Annotated in this window: 7 protein-coding genes; all 7 read right to left on the reverse strand. The window is 38.1% G+C overall.

The window, feature by feature from the left end; all coding sequences use genetic code 11:
* Positions 1–214: 214 nt before the first annotated feature.
* A complete protein-coding gene (yidD, locus tag NEOC95_RS04485) occupies positions 215–616 on the reverse strand; it encodes a membrane protein insertion efficiency factor YidD (protein ID WP_166156807.1) in 402 nt (133 codons plus the stop codon).
* Positions 617–1,573: a tetratricopeptide repeat protein gene (locus NEOC95_RS04490; RefSeq protein WP_213151847.1), complete on the reverse strand. Its 957-nt coding sequence runs from the start codon at positions 1,571–1,573 to the stop codon at positions 617–619.
* Positions 1,551–4,589 (reverse strand): secretin GspD/PilQ domain-containing protein, encoded by a 3,039-nt coding sequence (locus NEOC95_RS04495; RefSeq protein ID WP_213151848.1) that lies wholly within the window; start codon positions 4,587–4,589, stop codon positions 1,551–1,553. The genes NEOC95_RS04490 and NEOC95_RS04495 overlap by 23 nt, the downstream gene beginning before the upstream one ends.
* 678 nt (positions 4,590–5,267) lie before the next feature.
* Positions 5,268–6,311, reverse strand: coding sequence for a coiled-coil domain-containing protein (locus tag NEOC95_RS04500; protein WP_166156798.1), 1,044 nt, complete (start codon positions 6,309–6,311; stop codon positions 5,268–5,270).
* 151 nt (positions 6,312–6,462) lie between these two features.
* Complete coding sequence (locus NEOC95_RS04505) at positions 6,463–7,641, reverse strand: SH3 domain-containing protein (RefSeq protein ID WP_166156795.1); 1,179 nt, start codon at positions 7,639–7,641, stop codon at positions 6,463–6,465.
* Between the two features lie 1,564 nt (positions 7,642–9,205).
* Positions 9,206–10,771 (reverse strand): protein kinase domain-containing protein, encoded by a 1,566-nt coding sequence (locus NEOC95_RS04510; protein ID WP_166156792.1) that lies wholly within the window; start codon positions 10,769–10,771, stop codon positions 9,206–9,208.
* 91 nt (positions 10,772–10,862) lie between these two features.
* Positions 10,863–12,191, reverse strand: coding sequence for a type III secretion system cytoplasmic ring protein SctQ (gene sctQ, locus NEOC95_RS09420; protein ID WP_166156789.1), 1,329 nt, complete (start codon positions 12,189–12,191; stop codon positions 10,863–10,865).
* Positions 12,192–12,344 lie beyond the last annotated feature (153 nt).

The raw sequence follows: 12,344 nt of genomic DNA on the forward strand, positions 1-12,344 counted from the left end.
TAATTTTTCTATACTTCTCTAAAAAAGGCAGGCAGACCACTAGAGGAAATACATAATTAAGGCGATTCAGCATACTAATGGGGAATGGATAAGTTAAAAAATAGTCAGTATAACATTTTTTATGTTTTAGTGCGAATAACAGCTTATAGATAGAGCTCTCTTTGCCAAAAAGGGTATTGAGCAAGTGCTGGCGAGAGATTAGGTTTCTAAAGAATTATGGGACGGGATTGTATTTTAAAAGATAACCTTGTCGGTCAGTAACTTTAGGGTAAATCCATGGATCATCATTTTCACGCATTAACCGATCACAGCCCATGCTAAAGCCGACGAAAAAACCATACTTGCGCATAGCATCCAGTGTGTATTGTGAACTGCTAGGTAAATAGTTACTGCGAGGGCCATCAATCGGTGTAATTATTGTTTGATGAAAGCCAATGAGGCTTTCGGCCAAAGAGCCCATCAGGGGGGTGGTACAGTAATAAGGCTGCTCTTGCAAAGGAGCGGGCTTAGTGCGGGCCAAATCGGCATCTTTCCCCCAAGGCTCTGCCTCAAGGCAAAAAGAGAATAAAAAAAGAGAATAGAGAGTGAAGAGGTTGAGGATTATACGTATAGGCATTTAGAAGGAAGTTTGAAAAGTTAATACAGGAAAAAGATGATTCTTGATCATATAGTCTTTAGCCACTGTTTTGTATAAATGTTCATTAAATTCTTTTGCTCCTAGGCCGGCACCATTAATTCCTCCTATATACCATCCCATTTCAAGGCTTGTAGCAATGGCTCCTGCGGCCCAATTCCCATGATCAAAGAAGTAGTAAGCGGTAGCGATAAAAAGAGAATTTACTAAGAAGGCAGTAATGGCTGTATTCTTTTGTCCCAAATAATAATAACCCGCTCCCGGAAGCAGAGCATTAAGTGTCTTAGCATGTCTTACAGACTTCGCATGTTGATTATAAGTAGTTAGGAAATAGGATAAATTCTCATTAGAGCCTAGGCAGGGATTGTGAAGAGCCGAGAAGTTGGCATGAAGTACATCCTCAGCATGTTGAAAATTCTCTGCGACTTTAGGGCGAACTTTTTCGAGGAGAGCAAAAACTTTTTCAGCTTTAGCTGGCTGGCCCGCTCTTGAATATGCATCATAAAGAATTTGAAGAAGATTCTCAAAAGCTAGAAATTGAGTTGAGATATTAGTCAAGCTACTAGCTTCAAAAGTCTCTACGGCCTCTTGATATTTTTCACCTAAATAATAGCTTAAAATAATATCATACTCTATCTGCTGTTTTCGATGGAGTTGATTGGAAGGAATAAGAATCAAAGCACGTTTATAGCTAGTAATAGCGCGATAAAGGTCATTTTCTCGAGCAAACTTGTTAGCAATAAGAAGTTCTTTGGCCCAATCTTCTCTTAGCTCTTGCGGGGTTAAATCCGGAAAAGCGGAGGGAAGATTTTCTACAACATGCACAGGTGTAGCAAATTGAATATTTGGTTCAAGCTCATCAGCTTCTTTAAAAGAACAAGCTACTAAGCCTAGACATAGTGAACCTAAAAATAGATTAGTAACGATCTTCACTGCCATCTGAATTTTCTGTATTAATAATATTAAAGAAATCCATCGCTTCATCAGTTTCACAAATCCATTCCTTAGGGCGCCGGCTTTTGACCCGATAGACATTTTGTTGATGTCTAGTGATGTTGTCAATTTCTTCTTCAGTATCTAAGATGATGGGATGAATAAAAATCATTAAATTTTGCTTTGTATTTTTAACTTGCTTATCACTAAAAGCTGCTCCTAACACAGGAATGGATCCTAGGCAGGGAACTTGGGTACGGTTTCTTTCGTCCGTATCGCTTACCATTCCACTTAAGATTAAGAAAAATTTGTTGGGAACATGTACTTTTGTTGTCGTCCTGTTAATTTTAGTAGTAGGTCCCACTATCTGGCTAGTTGCAGTTGAGCTGCTCGAAATTCCTCCAGAAACAATAGAGCTAACTTCTTCTTGAATCTCTAAAGTAACAATATCATTACTGCCAATGATAGGGGTAACCTTTAGATTAGTGCCGACATCTCGAAACTCAAAATTTTGTGTTAAAATAGTACCTAAGTTGTTAGCAATAGATTGTGTGGGAAACTGCGTGTTGAGGCCTACAAAAACTTCTGCGGGTGAGTTATCTTCCGTAAGAATTTTAGGGTTCATGATAATGCGAGACATAGACCTTTGGGTTAAAGCTTTTACAAGACCTCCTAAGGTTGCATATTCTTTTCCATTATGAGTGATGGTCTGTCCAATAACTCCTAGTACAAAACCGCTTACACTTGTAGCTTGGGCTGCAGCATTAGGAATTAAACCAAGTCCTGATGAAGCCATTCCCGCCGGTAGAGTAGAGGCTCCCGATAAGAAAGCTTCCGCACCAGAAGTATTGCCCCCACCAAAGTTGGAAGCTACATTAGTAGAGAAGTTTAAGGAGTCAGTGATGTCTGTTTCTAAAATAAGCATCTCCAGCAGAACCTGACGAAGAGGAACATCAATATCGCCTAAGAGCTCTCTCATCTTATCAATAGCATCGCTTGTTCCTGTAAATATAAGTGAGTTCGAGGATTCAATCCATTGAACGCTATTAATAGAAGCTAAGAGGTCAGTATTGGTGCCAGCTCCTGAGGCTGTGAGGCTTTCAGCAATTCTAGCTAGGGCCTTAGCAATTTGCTCGCCTTTACGGTATTGCAACTTATAAATAGAAAATTGAGTTCTTTCAATGTGGCCTACAGGTAGTTCAGCATCAATTCTTTCTTTACGCTGAACTTTTTGGGGTGAAATAGGCTTGCCAGGATTGAGCTGAAAAACCCAGTTACCATCTTTATCTAAAACCCACTTACCATCAGGTCCTTTTCCATTAGGAATAGGTTCACCGGGCTCAAAGTACCAGTTACCTTGTTCATCAATTTTCCAATTACCTTTGGGAGGACCATTACCATTAACAGCTGCTTCAGGAATAAATTGCCAGTTGCCATTTTTGTCCAAAATCCATTGACCTGCCTGCTGTTTTGTACCAAAATTAAGATCTTTAGGATTAATTATTTGGGTTGTAGCCCCTGTCTGATCAAGATATTTCAAAATAGATAGAGTGCGTTCTACGAGATAAGGACTTCCTACGATAAAAATACTATTGGCGGCTTTATGAGAAATGAAGTTGATTTTTTGATCTTGTGCAATTGGTTGGATAATCCGTGCTGCCAGTGCAATAAGTGCGTCTGCCGATTGAGAACGCACAACATATTGGCCGATAACTAGTCCACTTTGTGGGCTGTCCAAGCTATTAAGTAAAGCGCTGATTTCTCTAATATTCGAGGACAAATCTGTGATTATTAGATGATTAGTTTCTTTAAGTACTTCCACTAAAGCGTTAGCAGAAATCATGGGTTTTAAAATCACAGCAGCACGTTCTGCTTCTAACGTATTTAACCTAAAAACCTTAGTTATAATATCAAAATTTTGCCTTTGATCGATACTTCCCTCCTCAGTCACCACCTTGGAGATACCGGCCACTTTACTATTACGATGAATAATAATGGTGTTCTCTTGTTCGATCAATTCTAGGCCATGGATACGCAGCTCTTGCAGTAGAGCTGTCATAATATTATCAATAGTGGTAGGTTCTTCTGAGACTATGGTAACAGTGAATTGTAAATCGTTTTCATCGAATACAAAATTCTTATTAGAAATGCGGCTAATGAAACGAATATATTCTGTAATAGCGACATTATTGAAATTAATGAGGATAGTTTTAGGGGGCTCATTGGTATTTGCATGGCTAGCCGCAAGAGGTTTAAAGTTTGATGGAGAAGAGGAGTGGGTGCCAATATTAGAGTTCGTAGGAATAGTATCTGGGTTAGCTTTGGAAGGCGCTGAGGGTTGAAATAAGGGGGCAGAAGAAGATGGAAATAAGGATGGTGTTTGGGATAATGAGGAATCTGAGGTAAAAGCAGGTTGAATAGGAGTATTAAAATCTGCTGAGTGATGAGATGCAGAGTTATCCATGGTTGGCGAGGAAGCCGTAGGCTTATGTTCTACTGCGGAAGTAGGATTAAGCATAGAAGGAAGGTCAGTGGAACTCGAAGAAGTTGTCAAAGAAGGGTGGACCTGCGGGAAAGAGGAAGATTCAGAAGTAGTAGAAAGCTGAGGTGGAGAAATAGTTGGGGGCTGTAAAGAAGCAGGTTGAGCTTCTGCAGGCTGTGTAAGAGTAGGCAATAGTTCGGACGCTGCTTGGTTGGCTGTGTTAGGAGAATCGGTAGGCTGTACCAGTTCAGGTAGAGTATCAGCTGTATGAGGTTGGGGATAAGTAAAAAGTTTAGGATAGAAAAAGCGGCCAATTTCTGGCGATTCCTTTTTCTCTTGAGTAGATGAAGAATCTGGGGGAGAAGTATCCAGAGACGGTAAAGCGGCTGGTATTTCCTTATTATCTAATGTTTCATCACCACCATAGGGAAGGGTTAACGGCACAGAGTGTTCAGCTTTTATATAGGTGTAACAAAAGCATGAGGTTAAGATGAAGATAGCTAACGATAAAGCTTTAGGATAGGTATAATATTTTTTCATGTAGAGTAGGGGGTTATGTCATACTAAAAAGTCAGGATCATAAAGTCTCGATTGATTTAATGCAATTTTATAATTAATTTTTTGATTAAGCTATTTGATCATCCACCAACCTCTTTACTAGCTATAAGGTCATGAAAATCAGAGGAAAGGTAATTTTTTCCACCCTTATGCAAAAGATAGTGGATGAGCAAAGATTTCTATGAAAGAAACTATTAGGAAGAACGCTAAGGCATACGAAAGGGATTATAAAGAGCATTACAAGAGGTCCAAGAATGGGTTTTTTAAAAGTAGAGGCTTTCACGGCAGGGACAAAAGAAGCAGGCTTAATAGGCGGATAGCCCTAGACAAAAACTAAAGGTAATGTTAGCTTTAAGCGTCTTTATAAGCTTTGCAAGCTAGAATCGGACAAAAAAGTAGGTGGGTGTTTTTAATCCTCTCCATAGGGAGAAGTATTTGGCTAAATTACCTTTATACTTTAGGATTTGAGGTTATTGAAGAAACAAAAACAGCTTCTTCTTATCCTTCGCATTTTTTAGGCAGGAAAAGATTCTTTAAAGCTTTTCCTAGGAAAGAAAGCTTAAGAAGTATAGTAGGATGGCGAGTGACAAAGTTTAGCAATTTAAGCCTCCATCAAAAGTTTGAGAAAAGGCAAAGAAAGCTTTGCCTTTTTTCATGCCATTATACCAAGGTAGCCGTTATAGCAAAAAGGCTAGTTAAGCTAACTGAAACTATAGTAGCCAAGCAGGCTGAGCGTGTAAAAAATTCTGTAACCTTTAAAGCAGTATGTTTCCATGTTCCCATCTTATGCTTTAATGCACCCAACCATCCGGGACTTTTTAAGACTTCACTTTCTTGCGTTTGCTGGGCGGTGGAGAGGAAAGATGTTTCTCCCCTTGCAGCTATTTCTTCTGCATTCAAGCTAGAATCTTCCAGCTGTTCAGCAAATTCTTGAAGGCTTTGTGAATTTAATGCCTTATTTTCCTCATATTCGCGTTGTATTTCATCCTCCCAATCTTGCATATATTGCTTAGTAATCGCATTTCTTTTAACAGCAGCTTTTTCTTCCATCTCTTTCTCACTTAGATCTGCATCTTGTTGAGGAAGGAGGCGTTCTTCTAGCATAGCATCAAGCTGTTTACTTATTTCTTTAAAGCTTATCTTTAAGCTAGCAAAACTTTTGCTAAGATTTACGCAACCCTCTTCTACGCGCTCTAAATTTCCTCTTATCTTTTGGTGCTCTTTTCTTATTTCTGCTTGATCTGCAGCTATTTGTACCTGATCCTTTGCTATTTCGGCGTGATCTTTTGCTATTTGGGCGTGATCTTGTTCGATGAGTTTGAAAGCTTTTTTTAGCTCGGCTTGCTGGTTCCCTATTAATTTAAAGTCTTTTCTAAGCTGTACTTGTGCTTGCATAAGTTTAGAGGATTTTTCATTTGAGGCCGTCAGTTTCTCTAGGGTGATATCCAATATAGCTGTTACTTCTTCTACCTCCATGCGCCTTTGCTTGAATTCTTTACTTAATTCTGCATGTTGCAAATGCACAATGTTGCTTAGCCTAATTCGTTCATCTTCCATCTGTCGAATGTCCATTGTAAACAGTTGGTCGATTACATTCTGGATGGCTGCATCCTGCTCCAATTGAGCTATTTTTGCATTAATTTGTATCGTTTGTTCAGAAGAAAGGAGGGCTTGATTATCTGAAGGAACTTCTTTGACTACCATATTGTTAAACCTCATTTTATGTTTAATAAGCTTGTTACCTGTTCTACAATTTTAGAAGCTTAAGTTTGTTCTTTAGATTCTACTCCCCCGAAAAGGGGGCCAGTAAGCTTAACTTCTTAATCAATAGTAGAAATAGCTGTTTGCTTGCTATTTATACCACTTTGGCAAATCCTAAAGAAAGTAGGCAGAGTGTGGATCTTCCCAGCCTGCTAAAGTAAGCACTAACGCCACTTTCATCTTTTTTTTCCTGGATTTTCTTTAAAATTGTTTCAATATTAGAAGTTGCTTTTATACCTAGTTCTTTGCATATCATGGGTTGGTGCCTTCTAAAATCTAGATAATCATTTAAAACGCCGTTTAATATTTCTAATACATCCTCAGGTTGATAATCTTTCTTTAATAGATTTGCAATAACCAGCTTGTTCCCTAGAACTTTAAGCTTATTAGGAATAACGATTGCTTTGTTGATGGCTCTTAAAATTGAATCGCAGTTTACCCCTTTTTGTAATCCCAAAGTAGTTTCAATACGTATTAAAGTAGCTTGCAACTCTTTATTTTTTTTCTTTAAATTATCGTTAATTTCAAAGATCTGTTTAATAGCTTCGGTTAGGGGCGTATCGGGATTTACTTTTAAGCCCCCCTCTATCATTAATTTTAATATTTTTGGCGGAAGAGTAGGGGCTTCTTGTGCCTGTTGAGTTAGCAAGGCCATTCGTTGGTTTAATCTTCTTCCAAGGTCCCTAAGATGCTCATTTTCTTTTGTAAGGGTTTGAAATCCATTCTCAGCGGCTTGCACTTGAGTGGTCAAACTCTGGTTCTCACTTGTAAGGCCTTTGTTCTTATCTTTAAGAACTTGGTTTTCAGATCTAAGATTAGCGTTGTCTTGTTTAAATACATGGTTAGCTTCCCTCAATTTAGCATTATCTTCTTTCAAAGAGCCATTTTCTTGCGAAAGATTTTCCTTGTCTGTCGTTAAAGCTTGGATAGCTTCTTCAAATTGCTCGTTTGCCTGTAAGGCTAGCTGCATGGCAGCTTGGGTTTTGCTGGCTTTATTTTTCCATTTTTGCGTTTCTTGCTTTAAGTCTTTATTTTCAGTCGTAAGAATTATATTATCGCTCTTTAACTTTACAATGGTTTCCATGAATAATTGATTTTGTTCGCACAGCGTTTTCAAGTGCTGCTCATGGCTTTCATTTTTAATTAAAATAACTCTAGCAAGGTTATCAACTTTTTCATTAAAATTTTTGGTTTGGTTTTCTAGAGTTAGTATTTTCCTTACTAAGGCATTAAAATCAGTTTCTAATAGCTCTTTTGAATCTAAATTAATCATACAAGCTCCTTCATTTAATTAAAGATAGGTAAAAAGCTTTATAAAGAAAAGCTTACCCTTAATCAATATTTTATTTATTCATTTATTTCAAGCAAAATTTCCTAAAAGTTTAAGCTTTATCCAGATACAAATTATTTTTATTTTCAGAATTAAATTTTTATTAATTAGATTTATGTTTTTAATAATTATGAAATAAATTAATGTTTTATTTACCAATTTATTGATAGTTAATTAATTTTTTGTTTAAATAAATAAAGTCTGCTATTTAAAGAAAGTCCACTTTTATTTAGATGCTTTTTGAATTGAAGGCAGTCTTTCAAAGCATGCTAGGGTGCAGAAAGCTACTGAAAAGGGCGTTGTTGCGTAAATGATAAGAAGTGTAGGCGCTAAGTTTGCTCCTTAATGCTTAAGAGCTATAAAATTTAGTTTGCTAAACTAAAAATATAAGCAAGCGATGAAAAAAAAAAGCTTCATTACCGCATAAGTAATAGGTTCGCTTCTAACGCAGCTTGAGTGCAAAGAAGAAGCATAACTTTATGGTTTTCAGATGAGGGCATTAAAGGATGGAGGAAATATAAAAGCTTAAGAGAAGAGACACCCAAGAATTTATTCCGCTGATGCTATCCTATGCTTGTTGATGATTAAAGCCGTTTATCATTTGCTCGACGAGCTCTTCTAAGAATTTTTCTTGTCTTTGATTGCTGTGCTGGCCTTCAAGACTGCCTGTCCTTGTTATACATGCATCTGCAGGAGCACTAAAAAGCTTGGATAGAAAAATCAAGCCTTAAAGCGTCCAACAGATTTAGCCTTTGATTCCTTGGGGTAAAGGCCTATGAAGAAGGAGAGTGGAAATTGCGTCAGCAGGGCAAAGCAAAGTCGAGGACTTGGAGAAAGATTCACTTAAGCATTTGCTAAGGATCGCATGAGATTATTCCGAGCGAGTTAACGAAGAGCAATAAAGCAGATTTTGATGGACAACCAGATGATTCTTAAGCTGCCAAAGAGCTTAAAAACCGCTTATAGAGATAACGCTTATGATAGCCAAGCTTCCTATCAATCAACTTATGTTAAGGTATAAATTCTTTAATGCCTTTAAGAAGCAAAGGAAGGTTTAAGCCAAGAAACGGACAAGCCTTGGATGAAGAAGAGAAATGAGGCTTTAAAAGTCATTCAGGACTTTGGAGGGGACAAGGAGGTCAGGCAGCTTCGAAATAAACTAGCATAGGAGATCGCTTGCCGAATTGACGATGTACCGCTTTAAAAGAAGTTTTAGAGGAAATTTACCCTCTAGGAAGCTATCTTATCAGCGGGAAGAATTATATGCTAAATCTTTGGGGGCAAATAAGATGGCAAAGATTGGAATGCACAAAGAGCGCTGGATGCTAGCTTAGTCGTAATATAAGGCTGGGCTTTAAAGGCACGAGCTATTAGATCATTTATGCCACAAGGTGGGTAGAGGGAGCTTGGAAAAAAATTAATTTCTTTTTTGTTTATGCAGATGTAGTTTCTTTAAAAGGTATTATCGCAAAAACTTTATAAGTTAAACTTTAAGCTTTAGCTCAATTTAGGCTAGAGATTGTATAGCAATGAAGGTAATTGTTTTTTCCGATAAAATTTTATGCATAGCCCTTTTTCTTCGTAGAAAAATTTCCATCCATAGAGGAGGGCTTAGCTTTTCTGCTGATTGCCAAATCTCCAACAATTCCTTTTCAGACATTTCTAGATTACTATTACTTAATATATAAGAGTCATTAGATTTCCAATCGACTTGCTGAATTTGGAATTGTGAATGTGGATCAGCGCCTAGCGGGGGATTTTCACAAATGACTTTAAAAGGTGTTTTGTGATGGGGTCGAGCCCATAGATAGCTATGGCCACAAATTAAATATTGTACCTTATTTTGCTGGGTATCGATAACTAAATAATTAAATTTGAGGCTTTTATCTAAACCATCTTCGATGACGAGTTGGTTAAGGAGATCAGCTAATTCTTTAAGATCAGTTACTCTTCTGTAAAGAGCTTTTAGCATGCCTCGAAAGATAGAGCAAGCCACCATACCATCGGAGTAATTTAAGGAAGATTCAGCAAAAGCAATGCCGTACAAGCCTGGATTTATTTCGAGAAAATCGTAATACACTCCTGCAATAGCATGGGTGTTAGAGGCTGTAACTTTGACGTGCACGCCGTTCCATTGGGGGGCCTTGTCATGACTTAGAACTGCTTGAGTGCGGCGTAAGCTTTCTGATAGTTCGCTCAAGTAATCTTTAACAATTTTATCTTTCTCAAAGCTCTCAGAATTTAGATAACCAGATACAGCAGCAATAAAATCTACAATATCTTGGTATCGGTCCCTAACTTCTGGTTGCAAAGCTTTCACAAGAATTTTTTGCATGCCTTTGGGCATTAAAGAAAGATGAATATGCCCCTGGCTGAGCTTACCTAGCATAAGTTCATAAGCAATGATACCCAATGAATATATATCGGAAGGAAAAGAGACTGAGTCGGGATGCTGCTGCTGTTCAGGGCTCATATAGATAGGTGTACCTATCATTCTTGGTTGTTTAGAGAGATCAGAAGAAGATTCTTTAAGAAGTTGGGCGATGCCAAAGTCTATCACTTTGATGACATCAGATTCAGTCACTAGGATATTTTCAGGCTTTAAATCTCGGTGAATAACCCCATGGGTATGAAGATGACAAAGTGCATAGGAAATATCTATAATAATTTCTAACGCTCTTCTAAGAGATATAGGGGTTTGCAAGATGTATTGGCGCAATGAAATACCTTGAATGAATTCCATGGCGATGTAAAGCCCTCCAGCCCATTTACCTTGCCCATACAGTTTGACAATGTTAGGATGGTCTGCCAAGGCTATAATCTCGGCTTCTTTTAGAAAACGTTCAACAATTTCGGGATTAGAAACAAATTTAGGAGAAAGAACTTTGATGGTTGTAGGCTCATTGGTTTCAGGATGCGTGCCTAAATAAAGGATGCTCATTCCTCCTTTTTCTAAAAGTGCTTCAATCTTGTAAGGACCGATTTTTTTAGGAAGAGGGAGGGAGAGAAAACTTTCCTTATCCGAGGATGCGGTAGGTAGGGTAGAGCGTTGATGAGATTCAGAAGCAGTCATAAGATAGAATCAAGCCTACATTTTTATTTTCTCAATAATTATGAGAGCTATACAGGCAAAATAAATTTTCTCCTTTGCAGTGCAGGGTGATTTAGCTAATATCTAGAATTCTTACGCCTAAGGCTTCACCTAGCTTAATTAATTCACCTTTGGCAATACGTCTTCCATTGACGACCAGATCGACACCGTTTTCAGGATGGACATCTAGCTCCAATAAATTGCCTGGCTGCAGTTCAAGCATTTTTTTTACAGACATTTGCAGACGGCCTACTTCGATGATAACAGATAAAGGAATCTCATCAATTTTGACCGACGTTTCTGTGGGTATCACAGCCGAAGATTCTTCTTCTGAAGAGGTAAGATCTTCTTCTATTTCTCTATCTTTAAGTTTCTCGTCGAGGGCCAAATTCGATGTTTCTTCAGACTCATGCTCAGACTCTGCTTCCATTTCTGACTCAAAATCGGATTCCATATCAGATTCCATTTCAGAATCGAATTCTAATTCTGACTCAAAATCTAAAGATGAATCATCCTGTTCTTCGGAGGGAATTTTACTCATAAAGGTCTCTTCCTCTTGATAATACAATGGGTGGTCCAAGATTTTAATATTTCCGTCTTTAATTTTTCCAATGAAAAAAGGGAGGCCGTTGACAGTAAGGGTAATGCGTCCACCTTTATCATCATAAGGTTTTACTGTGCAAGAATCCAGAAGAATAAAATCCCCTTTTCTAACGGTTTTCCATTCTGATGGATGGATAGAGGTTCTTCCTGCTTCTATATGCACTGGAATTGTCAGTTGTTCGGCCAACGATGCATGCAAAGGAAGTTCTAGAGAACGTTCGGCATATTTTTCTTTCCAAGAACGGCGGAAGGTAGGCGAGACAATCATACGTCCTATTAAAGTCTTTCCACGCAGTTGAATTTTGATGTCTGCGCAAAGGGAGTCTTCTACCGGTATACTACTTTCTTGTAAAATTTGTGGAGAAAGAGATTGATCGAAAGGAAGCTTATTGATTAAGTGTATCACTTCATAGGCGGCAAAGCAATAAAAGCCTTGCAGGAATTCATCTTCGAGTACATCATGCTCATGACCATCCTCGTTAAGGAGAAGAGATATCAAACGATAGATATCTTCTGCTGCCATTATCCATGTCAATTGACCTTCTAGAGAGGGAATCGAGCAAGAGAGGGGGATGACTGGACCCATCCCCACGCATAGCTCGTCTTTTGTACGCCATTGGAAAGGAGTGGGCTCTATTTTAAAATCCGGGATCTGAAAGATCTCTTCTAGCCCTTTAGATAAATCTTCCCATGGAAAAGGAGGGGATGATCCAATGAGCGGGATTTCATCTAGTTGCAAAAGAGCGGTAGGAATTTGTTTAAGCCAATCGTATGGCATCGAAGCTTTAGGGGAAGTCACGCGCACGCCTTCATAAAATGTTATATACCTCTTTATAATGACATAAAAGGAGTCGAGATTGTCAATGCAAAAGTACAATTTAAAAAATTTTAAGCTCTCTTAGCAAAATACCTAGTAAGTATTAGACTTTTTTAAAACTGTAAGCCTTATAAG

The sequence above is a fragment of the Neochlamydia sp. AcF95 genome (assembly GCF_018342455.1).
Taxonomy (GTDB): domain Bacteria; phylum Chlamydiota; class Chlamydiia; order Chlamydiales; family Parachlamydiaceae; genus Neochlamydia.